Annotated in this window: 10 protein-coding genes; 4 read left to right on the top strand and 6 right to left on the bottom strand. The window is 55.8% G+C overall.

The annotated features are described in order from the left end of the window. Positions 1–45 precede the first annotated feature (45 nt). Both AU182_RS03940 and AU182_RS03935 read right to left on the bottom strand, forming a co-directional pair. Positions 46–5,268, bottom strand: coding sequence for a PKD domain-containing protein (locus AU182_RS03940; protein WP_066960908.1), 5,223 nt, complete (start codon positions 5,266–5,268; stop codon positions 46–48). Positions 5,269–5,923: 655 nt separating this feature from the next. Next, positions 5,924–8,314: a zinc-dependent metalloprotease gene (locus AU182_RS03935; RefSeq protein ID WP_066960906.1), complete on the bottom strand. Its 2,391-nt coding sequence runs from the start codon at positions 8,312–8,314 to the stop codon at positions 5,924–5,926. Positions 8,315–8,587: 273 nt separating this feature from the next. Here AU182_RS03935 and AU182_RS03930 point away from each other — a divergent pair, with 273 nt between their 5' ends. Continuing rightward, positions 8,588–9,406, top strand: coding sequence for a sulfite exporter TauE/SafE family protein (locus AU182_RS03930; protein ID WP_066960903.1), 819 nt, complete (start codon positions 8,588–8,590; stop codon positions 9,404–9,406). Between the two features lie 49 nt (positions 9,407–9,455). Then, positions 9,456–10,604, top strand: coding sequence for a histidinol-phosphate transaminase (locus AU182_RS03925; protein ID WP_066960902.1), 1,149 nt, complete (start codon positions 9,456–9,458; stop codon positions 10,602–10,604). A gap of 144 nt (positions 10,605–10,748) precedes the next feature. Here AU182_RS03925 and AU182_RS03920 read toward each other — a convergent pair whose 3' ends face one another. Next, positions 10,749–13,286 (bottom strand): TonB-dependent siderophore receptor, encoded by a 2,538-nt coding sequence (locus AU182_RS03920; protein WP_066960898.1) that lies wholly within the window; start codon positions 13,284–13,286, stop codon positions 10,749–10,751. 284 nt (positions 13,287–13,570) lie between these two features. On the opposite strand from AU182_RS03920, the gene AU182_RS03915 reads away from it, so the two are divergent. Further along, positions 13,571–14,386, top strand: coding sequence for a DUF2884 family protein (locus AU182_RS03915; RefSeq protein WP_066960896.1), 816 nt, complete (start codon positions 13,571–13,573; stop codon positions 14,384–14,386). A gap of 132 nt (positions 14,387–14,518) precedes the next feature. Here the strand turns inward: AU182_RS03915 and AU182_RS03910 are convergent, their stop codons facing one another. Further along, positions 14,519–15,037 (bottom strand): peroxiredoxin, encoded by a 519-nt coding sequence (locus tag AU182_RS03910; protein ID WP_227718110.1) that lies wholly within the window; start codon positions 15,035–15,037, stop codon positions 14,519–14,521. 221 nt (positions 15,038–15,258) lie between these two features. Here AU182_RS03910 and AU182_RS03905 point away from each other — a divergent pair, with 221 nt between their 5' ends. Then, complete coding sequence (locus AU182_RS03905) at positions 15,259–16,575, top strand: hypothetical protein (protein ID WP_066960889.1); 1,317 nt, start codon at positions 15,259–15,261, stop codon at positions 16,573–16,575. A 22-nt stretch (positions 16,576–16,597) separates the two neighbouring features. Here AU182_RS03905 and AU182_RS03900 read toward each other — a convergent pair whose 3' ends face one another. Continuing rightward, positions 16,598–18,508: an NAD-binding protein gene (locus tag AU182_RS03900; protein ID WP_066960886.1), complete on the bottom strand. Its 1,911-nt coding sequence runs from the start codon at positions 18,506–18,508 to the stop codon at positions 16,598–16,600. A gap of 91 nt (positions 18,509–18,599) precedes the next feature. Beyond that, positions 18,600–19,052, bottom strand: a complete 453-nt coding sequence (locus AU182_RS03895) for a hypothetical protein (protein ID WP_066960883.1) — start codon at positions 19,050–19,052, stop codon at positions 18,600–18,602. Positions 19,053–19,073: the final 21 nt, after the last annotated feature.

Here is a 19,073-nt window from a genome sequence, read left to right as displayed (position 1 = left end):
CCGTTTTTTATGGTAAGACATTACGAATCGCGCAGTAGCGCTGGATTATTCCGTCACCTGCTGTAGGCGATGACCAATTCCGTCTGGCAATACAACATACAGCTGACCACTTCCCTGCAACAAATATTTTGGATCGGTATAGCTGGCGTCTGTGCCCAGAAGTTCGAAACTACTGAGATAATCGTATTCGTACAAAATACCGTCCATACCAATTGCATGCAGGCTTCCAGTTGCCGGATCAAACGCCACCTGCTCAACCCCCGCCCCCGCACTGGTCATGCTCAGCACATAGGTCAAATCCGAGGCGAGGAATACATCGCCACCGCGGGTGACCACATGCTGCGAATCCGGCGTGGCCCAGACATTACCCGCCATGCGGTGATCTCCGTGATACGGCGAATCCCCCTCACTGACAATACCCGCGCTACTGATCGAAAATTTCTCGATATCCGAAGGTGAGAGATCCGTATCCGCAGCAAATACAGCATTTTGTGAAGGGTGTAGTGCGAGCCGCGAGCGGTGACGAATACCCGTGGAACCCAACTTGCTACCAGTCGCCGTATCGTAGAGATGAATCTCGGTCCACTGGCCCGAGCCGGACGATATGGCCATCAGTCCATCATCGGTCGCGATCAGGTCGTAGGGATCAATACCGACCGCAAGAGTATTGGTGTGTGCCTGCAGCTCCAGATCAAATTCAGCCACGTAGCCGAATTGATCTTGCTCCCAGCGTGTTCCGCTGTGCGCATGGGCCAACAGGGCAAGATATAGCTTGCTGCCATCCGGAGTGATAGCCAACTGATCAGGCATAAACGGAAGCTCGAAATAACGTTCGGTCAAGCCACTAATGAGGTCCACTACGTACAACCGTTGCGCCGACTTATCGCTGAAATACGCTTTGTCCCGTGCAGGGTCGGCAACGTGATCGGTAATCGCGAAATTCAACTCATAAGCGGTGCTGTCGGAGACCGCCGTGCCTGTATCCGTACCCTGTGTCACGGAGATCTGCTGCTGAGCGGTGGCGGTATAGCCAGCAGAATCCACTACCTGCAGACGCACGGTCACATTTCCGGATAGCAGGAAGCGATGCTCCAATGTTGCTATTGTAGAGAAGCCATTGTCCCACTGGCCATCGCCGTCTATATCCCAGCGGAAGCGTAAATTGGTACCGTCTTCCGCATCCACGCTGGCGCTGGCATCAAACATGAAGTCATCCGCGGTGGTTCCGGCATCGGGCCCGTAACTGAAGGATGCCGTCGGTGGACTGCTCGATCCACATCCGACGCAGGGATGGGCGGTTTCATTCAGCTGGGATGAGGCACCGCCCTCCACCACGGTAAACACGCTACTGCCAACCGCGGCGATAAACTGCGTATCGGCAGCAACGGCCAGACTACCCACCGGAAGCCACGAGGTCATATTGAAATATTGTGCGGTGCCGTCTGACAGCAGCGCAAATGCCATGTCTTCGGTGACATCGAAAAACAACTGCTCGATCAGGATACCGGTACCCGTTAGCTCTGCCACGAATTCCATATCCGACGCACGGAACAGGTCACCACCGCGTGTAATGACATAGCTTCCATCGGGCGTGGCCCACACGTTTCCGCGCATGCGGTGGCTACCGTGGTAGGGCGAGTCCCCAAGGTTGGAAATACCACTGCCGCTGATATCGAACTTTTCGATATCCGAGGGGGAAACGTCCGTATCTGCAGCAAATACTGCTTCCTGAGACGGGTGTAAGGCAAGACGGGACGCCTGCCGGATTGAGCTGGAGCCGAGGAGAGCACCACTGCTAACATCGTAGGCGTGGATGTAGGTCCACTGGCCCGAACCGGATGAAACCACCAGCTTGCCGCCGTCGGTCGCCACCAGGTCATAAGGATCAACACTGACCAACAGAGTGTTCACCTGGCTCTGTAATTCCAGATCAAATTCCGCGATATAACCGTACTGCTCTTCCTCCCACCAATAGCTGCTGTGTTCCTGCACCAGTAGCGCCAGATACAGCTTGTTGCCATCCGGTGTCATTGTCAGGCGTTCCGGCATCTGCTCAAACTCAAAGTAACGCTCGGTCAAGCCCGTAAGGAGATCAACCACATACAAACGACGCGCAGATTTATCGCTGATGTAGGCCTTGCTACGGGCAAGGTCCACTTCCATATCCGTAGCACTGAAATCCAGCTGATAGGGAATGCTATCAGTGACCGGTATTCCCGGATCAATACCTTGTTCTACGACGATATTCTGAGTGGACGTCGCCACCAGTCCACCGCTATCACGCACCTGCAGGCGCACAGGATAACTTCCGGCGAGAACATACTTGTGCTCACGGGTGGCAGACGAAGAAAATTCTGCATCCCAGCTCCCATCGCCATCGAAATCCCAGCGATAGCTCAGGGCACTTCCGTCTTCAGCGTCCGAACTTGCCGAGGCGTCGAATATATGCACAGCTACTGTCGTAGCCGCACCGGCATTTACCGAGAACACCGACACCGGCGGTGTATTTGCGCCGCATCCAATACATGGGTGTGCAGAAGAAACCAATTGATACCCACTGCCAGAATCCGCTACAGCTACCAGCTCGTCGTCGATGATCGACAACCATTCGGTACCAACGGCCGACGCCAGGGTCCCTACGGGCATCCAGCTACTCATGTTGAAGTACTGGATATTGTTTTCCGTGGTCACGGCAAATACCGTGTTCTCCACTTCATCAAAAATCAGCTGATCAATATAGACGCTCTCGGAGGTCATGCTGGCGACATAGGTCATGTCCGATGTCTTGAATATATCGCCACCACGGGAAACCAGATAATTGCCATCCGGCGTGACCCAGACGCCTCCACGTACGCGATGATCGCCGTGATACGGTGAATCGCCGACAAGCTCAATACCGGCACCGCGGATATCAAATTTCGAAAAATCGGAAGGTGAAGAATCCGTGGTGGCCGCGAATACCCAATCCTGTGACGGGTGCAGGCTCAGCCTGGAAGCCTGGCGAATGGAGCTGCTACCAAGGAGACCGCCGGTTTCCGCATCGTAGGCAAAAATATTGGTCCACTGTCCGGAGCCGGAGGCGATGATCAGCTTGCCCGCATCTGTGGCCACCAGATCGAAAGGATCTACATCCACTTTCAATGTCTTGGTGTGCGCAAGTATCTCCAGGTCAAACTGTGCAATGTAGCCATACTGGTCTTCGTCCCACCAGTAAGAACTGTGCTCCTGAGCCAGCAGGGCCAGATACATTTTACTGCCGTCCGGTGTCATCGCCATACGCTCGGGCATCAGATCGAACTCGAAATAGCGCTCGGTCAGCCCACTGGCAAGGTTGACTACGTAAAGCCGCTTGGCGCTTTTATCGGAGATATACAGTAGTCCGCGCGCCCGATCCTCCAAAACCTGAGTCACATCGAAGTTCAGGCTGTCAGCGACACTGTCGTCAACCACAATCCCGCTGTCCACGCCCTGGATGACATTGATGCTTTTTATGGTGCTCGCAACCAAGCCACCCTGGTCTTTTACCTGCAGGCGTACAAACCGGCTCCCTGCAATCCGGAAACGATGCTCAAACAGGGCCTCCGGAGAAAATCCGGTCTCCCACTGGCCATCGTTATCGATGTCCCAGCGGTACTTGAGTGATTCCCCCGTTTCTGCATCGTCACTAAGGGATGCATCAAAAACATAGGTATCGGTGGTATCCCCATTCGTGGGAGTAAAACCGAATTGCGCCATGGGCGCGGTATTTTCGAAACACCTGGTGCAAGGGTGTGGCTTTCTGAGGGTGATCAGCTCACCCCGATCAAGAATGAAATAGGTAATGGTTGTTGCGTCAGTTGCCATGCCAATAACACTGCCAAGCACAACGTCACTGGCTATAACCTCAAACGTAGTAAGGTTTAAAATCAGCACACTACTGTCTGAAAGAACCACCCATGCCAGATTCTGTAGCGTGTCAAAATGGACCGCGATTATGAGTTTCGATAATGGAGCAATACTTTTGACAAACGACAAATCATTGGCGTTGTATAAATCTCCGGCACCCGCCAGAAGATATTTTTCGTCAGGTGTGGCCCATATATCATAGCCCATACGATGTTCGTAACTATGGGGCACATCAGAGATGCGAGTGATGCCAGCACCGCTGAAATCAAACTTGTCGATGCGGGAGGAACTGTCTCTCACCGTGAACAGTGATTGCTCGGATGGCAGAATTGCAATCTGCGAACGCTGGTAAATATTGCCAGCTCTCGCTAGTTCGGCGCCAGTATCGGCGTCGAACGCGATAATATTGCCCCACTGTCCAGACCCCGGGGTTATGATTAATTTACCGTTATCGGTTACCACCAGGTCGTAGGGGTCAACTTTCAGGGTAAGTGTTTTAACCACCTTGCGACTGTTCAGGTCAACAATGGCTACATACCCGATCTGGTCTTCGTCCCACCAGTAAGAACTGTGCTCCCGCTCCAGTAGCGCGATATACAGCTTGCTGCCATCGGACGAAGCCGTCATGCGCTCCGGCATTTTGTCGAAGGCCAGAGTTTGCACAACTTCACCGGACTTCAAATCCAGCACATCGAGTGCATTGCGATCTTTTATCGAGACATACAAGAGATTGTGTTGGGCATCTACAAAACTGTGTGCCGCTGAGCCCAGGTCGCTACGACTAATGACGACAAATTCACGATGTTCATCCAGCGCATCTTCGAGGCCATCGGCATCGTCGTCGGTATCGGTGTTGTCACCGATACGATCGCCATCAAAATCATCTTGCTCCTGCGGGTTCCAGGGCAGGTGGTCGAGCGCATCAATGGTGCCGTCGTTGTCATCATCCGGGTCATCGACATTCGCCAGCCCGTCGCCGTCGATATCGAGAATCGGTGAATCCGCCAGCGCACGTTCGAAATGCAAAATAGCATTCAAACGGGATACGCGCAGTGCATCCACGCCCAAGGCTTCAAGCAGCGCCTGCACCTTTTCCGAGGTGACGAATTCTGCATACGGCTGGTCGAGATCAGAGAGCTCGAGGCCGGCGCTGGTAACGGCGTCGGCTCGTACCGCGGAAATATTGATGTGATCCTGTATGTCACCGTCGTCGTCCAGAGACTGCAGCAGCACCAGGGTATTGACCAATGCCGGATCACTGAAATCCGTAGCAGAAAAAAGGTCCAGCGGTGTCATGACTGGTTGCGCGGGCAGCTCTGGAAACGTGATGCTGCCCAGAGTAAAGGTAATGTTGTCGTCAGGCTGGTACTCGAAAGCACCCAAGGTATCGGTCGTCCCCTTCAGCCCAGAATCTGTAGTGTATGAAAGTCCTGCTACGGGGCTGTCAAAAAAAATGCCCTGCTCAGGTTCTACGATACCTCCGCTGGAGCTGCTCGAACTGCCAGAACCACCTGAGCTACTAGAACTACTTGAGCTACTGGAACTACTTGAACTGCTCGAGCTACCGGAGCTGCTTGAACTGCTCGAGCTACTGGAGCCGCTAGAGCTTCCAGAGCTACTTGAGCTAAGCCCCCCTCCTCCGCTCGAATCACTACCGGATCCACCACCACAGGCGGCCAGCAGTAAAATCAGGGCTACGGTAGCGATGCGCAACACACGATTGAATACCCAATCATTCATGACTAATCCAGACTATCTTTATTTTTGAGCTTTATACGTAGGAACCAGGATTTACTGGCGGATAGGGGGGTATCAGGTATCGCCGGAGATAGCCCGCAGTCACACTGCACCAAATCGTGGAAGATAACGAGCAAGGCTAAAGCAATGATTGCCGCAATGTCCATACGGCTGTAATGACGTGTAATCGAAATGTATTGGGTTGGAGTCAGCCGCTCAGGGGGGAAGCCCGACATAAATGACATTTATCCCATTTACGTCGGGCGTAGTAAGGCTGATGCTCAGCGGTTAATGCTGCAGCTTATATAGGGGAACCCGGCGGCATGGGCTTCAGGTCACCCTTGTCCACCTCCAGATCGCCATTCATAAATGATGCGATGCGGTTGGCCTCGTAAAAATAGTGCGCGTTATAACCTTGGGGATCATCCCCAAACAGTTTCATTTCGCCGATCGCGTGCTGGAATTTTGCCAGCTCAAAACTGGCGCGAGCGCGGGCCGATTCGGGTGCTTTATTGTTGTTCGCGAGCACCATCAGCTGATGGATATACACATGGTTAACGCGCTGATGGATGGCCGCTTCCAGCCCAGTGTAGTCTTCACTGGCCAGTGCCTGCGCCGTCAGCTGTGCCAGCAGCGTGTTGAAGCCGGGGCCCTCGCCTCGCCGTGCCTGCTGCTGTTGCAGACGCGCGGCGCGCTCCGGGTGCAGCAGGATGGAGAACGTGTGGCCGGCGGCGGCTTCGGCCATGGCGATCGCGTCAAAGGCCACACCGGTGTAGGCAGGGAAACTTTCGATTGTGCGCTCGTAGCCGTAGGATTTGGGCGGCAGCAGGCCTAACACCTTTTCCGGTAATGTCAGAAATTCCGGCTTCAGGGTAGACGCCAGCGCGTCGATGGCCTGCTGCTGGCGGTCGCCCGCCACCATGGTGTAACTCTCAGTGCCGGCATCGTTATACAGATAGTTGTAATCGAGGCCCCCGATCAGTTTGCCCACGGCTTCCGCCTGGTAACGATGCCCGTAATACACCGGCACCAGGGTTTCATCCAGGGAAGAGCGGGCCACATCCGGCCGGTTGGCGGCGGTGGAGAAGTTTTCCAGCGCGTGACGACGCAGCTGCGTCATGCGCTGAAACTCTTCCAATACGTCGCCGCCGTTATCCCACAGGTGGGACCCCGCGTGGGCGTTATTGATGGCCCGTGAATCCGGGTCGGAGATAAAGCGCAGCTTCTGCTTCTCGGCCTCGCTGAGTACGCCGGCGAGGTATTCCGCTTCATTACCATCGGCAATGCCATAGCCGTAGCGCACCGCCAGCTTGTCCCAGCTACCGATACCGGTGGCGTAGGCCTCGCCCAGCTCTAGATCGCGCCCGCTCAGGGTAACCAGGGGTGCCGGGTAATCCATGACCGAGGCACGGCCTTCCGCGCTGGCAATAAAGTTGTGTGCAATACCCAGGGTGTGCCCCACTTCATGGGCTGACAGCTGGCGAATGCGGGCAAGCGCCATGGCCTTCAGGTTTTCAACATCCGCATCTTTGCTGTCATAAGGCTGCAGCAGGCCCTGGGCGATGAGCAAGTCCTGACGTACTCGCAGGGAGCCGAGGGTGACATTCCCCTTGAGAATCTCACCGGTGCGTGGATCGTAAACAGAATAGCCATAAGACCAGCCGCGGGTAGAGCGGTGCACCCAGTTGATCACGTTGTAGCGCACATCCAGTGGGTCCGCATCTTCCGGCAGGATTTTCACCTGGAACGCATTTTCAAAACCGGCCGCTTCAAATGCCTGGTTCCACCAGCTTGCGCCTTCGATCAGTGCACTGCGCACCGGTTCCGGCACACCGGAATCCACGTAGTAAACGATGGGCTCCACTGCTTCGTTGCTGCCCGCGTTCTTCTCCAGGCGGTGACGGAAAATCAACCGCTGGTCCATTGGCTGGTCGATTGCCGTTGCGTAGTCACGATACTGCAGCGGAAAGTAGCCACTGCGACTGTGAAACTTGCGCGGCTGATAGCCATCATCTGGCAGAGCCACCAGGGATATGTGTTGGCGCAGGGTGACCAGTTCCGGCGTCGGCACCACTTCTTTCATGTAATTGCCGGGCTCGCTGCCGGCGAACGTCAGCTGCGCCTCAAACTCGGTGTTCTGGGGAAAACTCTTGGTCCGCGGGAGAAAGATCGCTGACTTGCCGGCGTCGATCTGGTAACTGCCCTGCTTGGCGTCTTTCAGCCGCTTTGCGATACCGTGCTGGTCGCTCAGCAGGAACGGGGTGAAATCCACGAGCACGCCGCGCCCTTCTTCGGCAATCACTTCAAAGCCCCACAGTACAGAGGTGGCGAAGGCTTCCTCCACCGCCCGGCGCTCCGCCGGATTATCGGACTGGGCGCGATACCCCAGATTGACCTGATGAATCAGGACCTTGTTGCCAACCCGTTCAAACTTGACCACGCGGCTTTCACCGGCCTGATTGCGGTCCAGGCCCACAGGGTTTGAGCCCAGCCCCTGGGCGAGGCCGGTCACCAGCAGCAGTTCCCGGTCGAACTGGTCAACCTGTAACAGGATGCGCCCTTTGGATTCATCCCAGTAGAAGTCGAACAGCCCCTGCTGCTTCTGCATATTTGCGGTCAGGCTGCTGATAGTTTCAGCCTGCACACCGATACTGAAGACCAGTGCTACCAGCATGATTATTCTTTTGAACATTTCTCCCCCGGCTGTGCCTTGCGGAATTTTTGTGGCTGAGTTTGTTAGATCAGGCGACGAAGATAACCAGCCGCCGCACATCCGTAAACCTCCGCAGAGCATTTCGGTCTACTGCGGAGCGAAAAAAGCGCTCTACAGGGCTTCACCGGAGCCATTCTTCACCACCGCGTAGCGACCGCGGGATTCGCTTCACCGCATCCATTTACCTCAGGCGCTTATTGGCACAGTTAATGCTTTTGAAAGGGTGTTCAATAAAGAACACCGGGAGAGCCAATGACCGTCGAAGAAGTATCACTTTTTATCCTGCTGCTCTGCGTCGCGGGCCTGATTGCCGGCATCACCGCTGGATTGTTCGGCAATGGCGGCGGCTTTGTGGTGGTACCCGCGCTATTAGCGGTGTTTCCATTCCTGCACAGCGCGTCGGATGAAATGATGCGTGTGGCGGTCGGCACATCCCTTGCGTCCATCGTGGTGTCGTCGGCGCGCTCGGTACAGGCACACAACAAACGGGGCGCGGTGGACTTCAAGGTGCTGCGGGACTGGTCGGTGTGGATTGTGCTCGGCGTGGGCGCCGGGCTATATATCGCGTCGTTTACCGACAGCAAGAGCCTGGTGTACGTCTTCGCTGCCGGCGTCCTGCTGTACTCCATTTACTTTCTGTTTCCCCACCTGTTCGACGGTCTCAAGGGCAAGCTGGAGATGCCAACCGGGTTTGCGCGGGCGGGGCTGGCAAGCTTTCTCGGTGGGTTTTCCTCGCTGCTGGGTATCGGCGGCGGCACTATCACGGTAATGACCATGGTGCTGTGCAACCGGCCGGCGCACCAGGCCGTGGCGACCGCCTCCGGAATCGGCTTCCTGATCGGCCTGCCTGGCGCGATTGGATTCCTCATTATGGGGCTCAACGCACCGAATCTGCCCATAGGCTCGATCGGCTACATCAATATCCCAGCACTGATTGCGATATCGGTGTTTTCTATTATCTCGGCGCCAATCGGCGCGCGCTGGGCACACAGTCTCAATGAACTACACCTGAAACGCCTGTTCGGGGTCTACCTGATCGCAGTATCCCTGGCGATGTTTGCCAAGGCCTGATCCATTCCAACTGATGCTTGAAAAACACTCACACGGGGAGAATACAATAATGCACAAATCGCTTAGCAGACGGATGTTCTTACAGGGCTCCACCGCGGCCCTATCGGCCGCCACCATGGGCGGGCTGGCCAGCAGCGCCTCCGCAAAAGAAATCGTACGTCCAACGCCCCTCTATGGCCCGCCACCCGGGGTGGCCAAACTAAACGCCAACGAGAACCCCTACGGTCCCAGCCCCAAAGCGCTCAAGGCCATGATGGAAGCCAGCCAGAAAGGTGCCTACTACGTCTACGACAGCGTCGCGCGCCTGAAATCCATGATCGCCGAACGCCACGGCCTCACACCCGATTACATTACCCTCGGCTCTGGCAGCAGTGCAGGGCTGGCAGCAGCGGCGGTTGCCGCCGCTCAAAAAGGAAATATCCTGGGGCCCGACCTGTTCTGGGACACGACCTCGCGCGTAGTGGAAATCCAGGAAATTGGCGAAATCAAACGCTTGCCAAAACTCGAGTCTCTGGCGATCGATCTCGATGCCATGTACGCGGCTATCGACGACTCTATTTCCATGGTGCAGGTTACCAACCCGAACAACCCGACCGGCATGCTGATCGACTCAGTCGCCATGCAAAATTTCTGTATCAAGGCATCGAAGAAGTGCACCGTGCTGGCGGATGAGGCCTACAACGAACTCACCGACAACAGCGATGCAAACACCGTGGTGCCGCTGATCAAACAGGGACACGACATCATCGTTGCCCGGACCTTCTCCAAAATCTATGGCCTTGCCGGGATGCGCGTCGGCTACCTGATCGCGCAGCCGGAAAAAGTCAAGGAAATGGAGCGCTATGGCCTTGGCTGGTACGGCCTGAACCAGGCCGGTCTTGCCGCCGCCATTGCCTGCTATGAAGACCAGCAGTTTATGGACTACTGCCGTATCAAGGTCAAAGAAGCACGGGACATGGTCAGTGCCGCAGTAAAAGAAAATGGGCTGACTGCGCTGCCGTCTGTCACCAACTTCATGTTTGTCAATCTCGGCGACCTCAATGCAGAGACCTTCCGCGCAGAGATGGAAAAAGAGAATGTGTTTATCCGTGGCATCTACCGCGACTACACCAACTGGTCGCGGGTCAGTATGGGCAAAATTGAAGACGTGCAGAAATACACTTCCGCGCTACCCAAGGTGCTGCACCGGATGAGCTGAATCCAGTCAGCAGGATCCAACCACAGGCCAGCATTGCTGGCCTTTTTTATGTCCGATCCATTCTGTCACCGTATTGAAAACTTAAACCGCATAAAAAAATCCCCGCCGAAGCGGGGATTCAAGTTTGCAGAAGACAACTGCAATTTAAAAGGTGTGATTCAGGCTCAGGTAGTAGAAGCTGCCCTGCCAGTCGACCACGGTGTCCGATGCATAGACTGCCCCACAGCAGTAATCACCCAGTTCATCTTTGTCAGGATACTGGTCAAAGATGTTGCGGCCACCAACACTGACATTGGTCGCTTCGGTCAAATGATAACGGCCCTCCAGGTCGACCATAACCAGGGGATCGTATTCCTGAATCTCGCCACTCTGAAAATTCTCGTAGCTGCCATACCAGTTGGCACGTGCCATCAACGATACCGGGCCAACATCGTGCATTGCGGTGATCGCGCCGCGCAATTTTGGCTGGAATTTTTCGAAATCGAACTCATCCTCTTCGTTCAGATACTCACTGGGATCGGAGGCAAATTCAGACTTGTTGTAGTTAAACGATGCCGTCAGGTTGGTGGTATTGGTGTCGGACCAGCTCACCGGATAGGTCGCCACCACATCCACACCCTGGGTACGGGTGTCGAACGCGTTGGTAAAGTAAAAGACCCCACCGATCGACTCGGCGCCAACCACCCCGGCATCGACCAGCGCCAGGTAGTTGTCGTACGCGGCACCACTGCTGTTATCTGCCGATACGTCGAGGGTGGAGATGGCATAGGTGCGGTCATCCACATCAATGCGATAAAAGTCCACCGTCATGGATAGCTTGTCGAAGTCGGCAGTGAAACCAAAGGTGAAGTTGGTGGACGTTTCCGGCTTCAAGGCCTCTGCGCCCAGCGCCTGTGCCACGGAGCTACTGGCCGGGAACAGGCCGGTCGCTACCGGAAAACCATTGGGCAGACGGGTAGACACGTTTGTGGTGCCCTGCTGGCCCGGTGTTGGTGCACGGAAGCCCGTGCCCACGGATGAGCGCAGACCGATGTTCTCGGTGAGGTCGTACTGCATGGCCAGCTTGCCAACCAGCTCCGAATCAAAATCGGAATAGTCCTCAAAGCGGACCGCCGCCTGCACAAACAACCGCTCGCTCACGTCCGAGCTCAGGTCACCGTATACCGCATAAGAATCACGCGTGTAGCTTCCGGAATATTCCGGAGAGTAACCGGGGAAACCATTGGAACCAACACCAACCACCCGGTAAACCGGATCGCTCGCATCCGCACAGTCCAGCGTGGAGCCGCCATCGATTACCGTCTGGCCGGCCGCGGTGGGCATATCGCCATCACAGAAACCCCACGGATCGCGGGTGGCGTATGGGCCGGCGGTATACGAGGCCTCATCACCACCGGTGAGTTCATAAGATTCGTCCATGTAACTCAAGCCGAACGCAGCCAGCACCGGCGCACTCAGACCCAGGTCCATCTCTTTGGAAAAATCCGCTTGCAACTGAATCTCTTCGTTGGCCAGCGTGCCCGGCTTGAAGGCCGTGGGGCTGTCCGGCCCCATCGAGGGATTAATGGTGTTGCGCAGGGTATAGGCCACTTCGCTGTTGCCGTAGCGCGCACTGAAGTCATACAGCAGGCCAGAGAGCATCTCGCCCTTGAAGCCACTGACCAGCGAGTAATCGGTCACTTCACCGGAGAAGCGCGGGGTAAATCCACCAGGGAATTTTTCCAGCGGACTGTAGATAGAGCCATCCGACTCGCGGAGATCCTCGATGGTGCCATTACCGGGGTAGCGATAGTAGAAGCTGCCGTCTGCCTCGCTCGCGGAATAGTTACCAAATGCGTACAGCTCTTTACCGTCTCCCAGATCGTAGCCAGCATTGAAGAAGATGCGCGCCGCTTCGGAGTTGGGTTGCCCCCAGGGCTGCACCACATCACCTTCCAGTGAGGCACTTTTTGCGGCCTCGATAAAGGCCGGGTCCTGATCTTCGAGACAGAACCAGCTTTCACAATACTGCTCACTGCGCGAGGTAAAATCTGCCTTGGCGACTTCACCGGAAATGCTCAGGAACCCGTCTGAGCCCAGAGGCAGCCCTGCATTAGCGGTGGCGGTGGTCTGGAAGCCATCGCCTTCACTGTATTCACCGCTCTTGATGCTGAACGAACCACCCTCTGCATTATCTTTCAAAATAAAGTTGATCACCCCGGCGATGGCGTCCGAGCCATACTGTGCGGCCGCGCCGTCGCGCAGTACTTCCACAGACTTGAGCGCCGAACTCGGGATGGTGGCGATATCCGGTCCCTGGGTACCCGAACCGCCAATCTGTACCAGCGCGGCACGGTGGCGACGCTTGGAATTGACCAGTACCAGGGTTTTGTCGGTAGGCATGCCCCGCAACTGCGCTGGACGAATAAAGGTACCGCCATCGCTGATCGGCTGCCTGGTGACGTTATAGGAAGGCACCAGGGTCTTCAGGACGTCGTTGGTGTCCGTATAGGAAACCGATTGCAGCGCCTCGCTTCCGAATACATCTACCGGCACCGGAGAATCAGACACCGAGCGCGGCTTGCCCCGCACCCCGGTTACCGCAACCTCCTCAATTTCTTCCGCCACCACCGGTGCTGCCGGCACCAATGCAAAACCGGCGGCAACCGCCATCACAGCACAACTCAGAGCTTTACGCTTCATAGGTTTTCCCCACTCGTTTTTGAACCATCGTCAGAACCATCACTTTCTTCAGGCAAAAGCTGCCCGTGTTGCGCAACCCAAGGGATCCGCAACGAAATTCGCTGTTGTACATCGGATAAATATTGGTGCAGAGAAACTGCGACTGCCGTTATCAGAGAAAGAGCAATAAGCGTGCCAGTTAGGGCGGAACAAAAAATTGATGATATTTTTTTCGCGTCAGTGCATCCGGCCGGTGCGCTGAAGACGTCACAGTGCCATCAACCGGAATTTCTGTAGAACGTACTATGAAAAATGCCCTGATTTTCTTGTCTGTCGCGGCCCTCAGCGCTCCACTAGCCACCACTGCTGGCGAGATCAGTCTGATGCACGACACCGACCAGCAATGCTCCATGCGCCTGCACCACAGCACCCGAGTGAGTGCGGAGTTCTTTGAGGTCATACACGACGATAGCCAGCAAATACTGCGTTATGTGGCGGACAAGCCGCAGCAGCTGGATATAAATGGGCAGGTAATTACGCTGGACGCGAAGCAACAGAATCAACTGGAGGCTTACCACGCGGGACTTCTGCAGACCGGCAAGGATATTACCAACATCACCATCGATGCGGTGGATATCGCCATGGAAGGTGTGGGTATTGCCTTAACGGCACTGGCTGGAGCCGACCACCCAGATTCTGTGGAGTTTCAGCATGCCGCCAGCCAGGTGCGCTACACAACGCGCGACCGGCTGCGCAACGAAAACGGCATCTATGTTCTGGGCGATAACTGGGATGTGGCTGCCGGAGAAAACATCGAAAATACGATCGAGCAGATTATTGAGAGCGAACTGGAGCCGCGCATTGAAAAGATTGCCTTGCAGTCTGCAGGCACCCTCACCTGGCATGCACTGAAGGCCGTATTTACCGGTGGCGCGAGCATTGCGCGCGATGCAGAAGCCGCCGCAGAGGCCGCTGAAGCCGTCGTTCAGGAGCGGGCCCGCCTGCTGGAATCCCGTGCGGAAAACCTGTGCCACAACCTCAGGGTCATGGACACCATAGAAACAGACTTGCAGGGAACCATTCCGACCATCGCGACATTTGAAGTGATCGAGCAGAACTAACGCCGGCGACTAATTCAACCTGATTACTCTACCTGGAGCACCCAATTTGTCCCCCCAAACCCAAGGAGAAAGACCCCCCAAGTGTTAGGCCGCATTAGCGGCCTTTTTTTTGGACCATTTATCTACCGGTGATTATCCCTTTTTGGCAACGCCCAGTTCACCCAGGGTTTTCGCCATATCTTCCGCACTGGTGGCCGGCTTGATGTCCCGGTCGATTTTCAACACATTCCCATCCTTGCCGATATAGATAGTCACGCGTTTGGCCATGTTCAGCACCGGCATTTTCACACCATAGGCTTCCGCCACTTCACCGCTGGGGTCGCTCAGTAGCGGAAAGTCCGCTTTCATCTCCTCGGCAAACTTGGTGTTGTCCTCCAGTTCGTCGGTACTGGCCATGAAGTAAGCCACGTCGTATTCACGAATCAGGTGGCCATTCTCCGCGAGGGATTTGCACTCGATGGTGCACCCCTTGGTAAACGCCTTGGGATACCAGGCAATGGCTACCGCCTGCTTGCCCTTGAAATCGGACAATGTGTAGGTTTTTCCATCCGACCCCGGCAAAGAAAATTCCGGAGCGGGGCTTCCTACCTCGAGTGCCAATGCCGGAATAGTGATTGCCATCGACACCATCCAAAGAAACAGTTTTCTCACTTTTTCCTCCCAATCCAAGGTTAATTCCAACGGGACAAACAGCCCGCTTTCATGACTCATTATCCATCGTCAGTTTCAGGCTTTTCAGCGCTGGCTTCAATGGCAGCAGGCCCATAAAATGCTGCCTTTTTGCGCGCTCCGGCACAGGGAACCAGCACCAGGCAGTCACAATTCTGCGGCGCAGGGACAAAACACAATAATCGAACACCGTAACCCCTGTTATGCCAGCTCTCTTCACATATCCGTATCGTGCCCTGCGCATCCTCTCTGTATTCAGCCTGCTGATGGCGCTTACCGCCTGCGGTGGCGGCGGAGGGACGGAAGCACCGGATGACACAGAACTGAACCCGACGCCTCCTTCTTACGCGCCGGGCGACAATTCGGATTCCTCCGGCGGGACGCCCTCCACCTCCGACGGGGATTCAACCCAACAAAGCCCGGAGAGCGAAGATGTCGCCGCCGGCAACTACGCCACACTGGAGCGCTGTATTCCCTTCGCCGGCAATAGTGAGGCCCCCCTCAAGGTGCTGTTTGCCAACCTCGACGGGGCACCGTACTTCGACGAGATTGTGCAGGATGCCGTTGAAAACCAGTTTCAGGGGCTGCCACCATTTTCCGAGTATTCGGGGCAGTTTGCCTTTTACCAGATTGATCTGCAGGGCTTTGCGTCCCTGGGCTGTAGCCGTAATTCCGGGGGCGGGTTTTACTGCGACACCGATCAGATACATTCAGACATTCTGCAGCAATGTGGCAGTAACGATATCCACGGTGTAATGAAGGTGGTCATCGCGGAAGGGGATTACGGCGCTAGCGGGGGCGAGATTATCTATGTAGCCAGCGACCGCGACTGGCAGGACAGTGACACCGCCCTGCATCAGCTGCGCAACATTGTCATCCACGAGGTAGGCCATAACTTCGGGCTCGCGGACCTGTACGATGGCGGGGTCAACGCCGATGGCACGGCGGTCACCGGCTGGCCCAGTGCGCTGTCCCGTGCGTGGGCCAATCTGGACGGGCCTGGCTGCGCCAAATGGTGTAACAGCTTCAAACCCGCTTCCGAGTACACCCAGTCCGCCAACGCTACCTGCCCAACCCTTACCGACAAGGCGAGCTGCACCAGCTTCAATCGTTCCGCGGAAGGCGAATGTGAAACCGACGACGAAGGCAATTACACCTGCTGCGGTTGGTCGGAAGACACCGAAGACGACTACTTTGGCGGGCAGTGCACCCCAGCATGGGGCACCGAGGACATCGGCCAGGACTGCCTGCAGGGCACAGGATGCTTCTATGGCGGGGCCTACGGCAACAACTCTTGGCGCCCGGCGAAATCCTGGAGCGACAGCATCATGTACGGTGCCGGACACTCACAGGCATTCGACGCAGCCTCGGAGCGCGCGCTGCGCGAAACCATCCGCTGCTGTGCCACCTCCGATGATGCGACCAGCTCCTGTGCCGGCTTTCGCGCGGACTATCTGACCTTCCTGCAGGACTCACAGCCTTACAAAAATCGCGTAGGCTCCTGTGGCATAAGCAGCTAACCCGCGCGTGTTTTCGGTAGGCTCAGGGGCCCGCCTCTTCTGCGACCAGCGCCCCCTTCCCCTTTCCCTTAGCTGCGACTTCGACGCCGGCTTCGGAGACCACCTTCTGGCCAATCAGCGCCAGCAATGCCGGGATTTCGCGGATCAGTGCGCGGTCTTTTTCCCGGTCGGATTCGGCTAGCGCATCCCAGGGCTTCAGGTCCGGGTGAAGAAAACGCACATCGTCACGCGCCGGGCCGTAGCGGTACCCCGCCAGACGCTTATCGGCACACCAGCGCTGGTGCTCCACCTTTGCCAGAACTTCCATAAGCTCACCATTCGGGGGAAAGCTTGCCCGCGGCAATGGTGCCTGCACCTGCGCCCGGCGGCAGAGCGCAATGCGCAACTTCACATCCAGATGTGCGGCGGCACGCTGATTGGCCACTTTCTTGTACAGCGGCAGGTAGCGCCAGGTCACCACGGAGGGGTTATCCGCTCTACTGGTACCCGCGTCGATTTGCCCCTGCAAATAGCGCTCATGAATGGCTACCGCCAGCTGATCCAGGCGATCGTTCACCACCACATCAATCGTGATGGTCTCATCCAAGGTCTCAAAATATTCGATCGGGACGGCAGTGCCGAGGCCCGTTTTATCCATTTCAATCGGCAGAAAATCGTCATCGACCACTTCCGAAATCCACGACTGCTGATTGAGGCAGACGACAAAGTGTATCGGCGCTACGCCCATGGTGTTCCGCATACGGTTCAGGCGCCGCGCGGCAAGGATGCCGTCTACATCGTGTTCCAGAGCGGTATAGCACAGCTGGAATCGCTGCTGTTCAAGCATCGCTTTCCAGCTTTGCGGGTCGAGGGTCTGCGGATCGACAAAGCGAAATGCCAGATCAAGCACTTCGTCGATATGCGTGTAGCGCTGCCGAAAACGATCCACGGCACGGCGACATTGATCGTCGCACAGCACGATCGCCGACGGCTTGCGACAGTCGGCGTAGTGTGCGGTCAAGGCGTACTGTATCAACAGCGCTTGAGACAGAGGCCCGAAGCCAAGAAACAGTACATGCATCGGCTCGTCCTGAGCGGAAGCTGGCCTGTAGTAGAGGTCGGGCGCGCACTTATCCATGATATTGCGCGCAACGGAAACATTCCGATTGAATATGCGCAATTCAAGGCGTTCATCAATCAGGTTAAAGAAGGAGTGGTCTTGAAAGATTTCAGCCACTTCACCGGTATCCACCTGAATATGACAACGAAGCCGGGGGTGATCCGTAGCAACATGGTCCATCGATTCGGCACTCGATGACTTTGTTCGCACGACCCGGTGAATCGCCTTCGCCACCGCAACATTTTTTTCATCATCACCAGAGAAAACGAACACTTCACTAGCGGATGCCACACGCGCCCGCGCCAGTGTCGCACTGTCCAGTGCATCACCCATCAGGGCAATAGCACCCATGATGCGCAGCTTGGCGACCAGTGGATTCATAGGGCGATTATCAATAAGTACAACACGCTTGCTTGAGTACTGCAGATATTGCAACGCAATGCGATAGCCGGTCTCGCCGATGCCGCACACCACAACAAAACGCCGATAACGAAAGCGCAGCAGAAACAGCGAAATGTGCTCACCTGCGCGCAGCCAAAGAGTCTTCACTGCGGTATAGATAAGCAGAAAAGGGGCAAGAATACGAACCACTTGCAGGATGAGCGGCCACTCCTGCGTCACATCCGGCCCGTTAAAAATAAATAGCTTGATCGCACTGTAGATCGCATCCCACTGCAAAGCAGAATCGTCACTGCCGGCCCGCGGGAGAACCTGCAAGTATCCCCAATAGCCGGCGAAAAATAACCCCGCGATCATGCCGGCAATAAATAGAGCCTCGTTCCTTTTGAACCAGTCCCAGTAGGCGTAAAGCGACTGCCGCAATTTATCTTCCAAAGTTACTCCACCCAGACAGTGTTATTCGATCGGGGCCCGGGCAGCGTGACACCGGCTCGCAACCGATGTCACGTGGCCGAAACGCTCGCGATCAGGCCATGGTGCGGTTTTTGATCATTGGATCCAGAATTACCGTCGCATTGTCCTTGTAAATCGTGAGCGTGTACTGCCAGTCACTGCCATCATCATTTTTATCGGTAACCACCAGGGTACGTGCACTGTCCTTCACCTTGGTCGCGGAAAGTTCAGGATCATCAGAGTCGCCGAGTTCACAGGCAAACTTTCCGACTTCCCCGGTCTCAGCTTTAGAGGCAGAAAACGAGGTCTGCTGATTGAACACATAGCCGTCGTAGACACCTGACTGCAGGCGAAACGCGATTTTCACCGAGGTGCCTTTATCCTTGCTGATAGTTATAGTGCCGTCTTCATTGATCGAAGCCGGATGATCCTTCTCGTTGGGGTCTTCCTCAAAGATCACATCACACCCATCGTGACCATCAGGTGCACTGCAGATATTTATACGAAATTTATTATCGCTACTCATGAATCTCTCCTTGATACATCA

The sequence above is a fragment of the Microbulbifer sp. Q7 genome (genome assembly GCF_001639145.1).
Taxonomy (GTDB): Bacteria; Pseudomonadota; Gammaproteobacteria; order Pseudomonadales; family Cellvibrionaceae; genus Microbulbifer.
The sequence above is the reverse complement of the archived record's forward strand: the minus strand, read 5'-3'. Positions and strand labels throughout refer to the sequence as shown.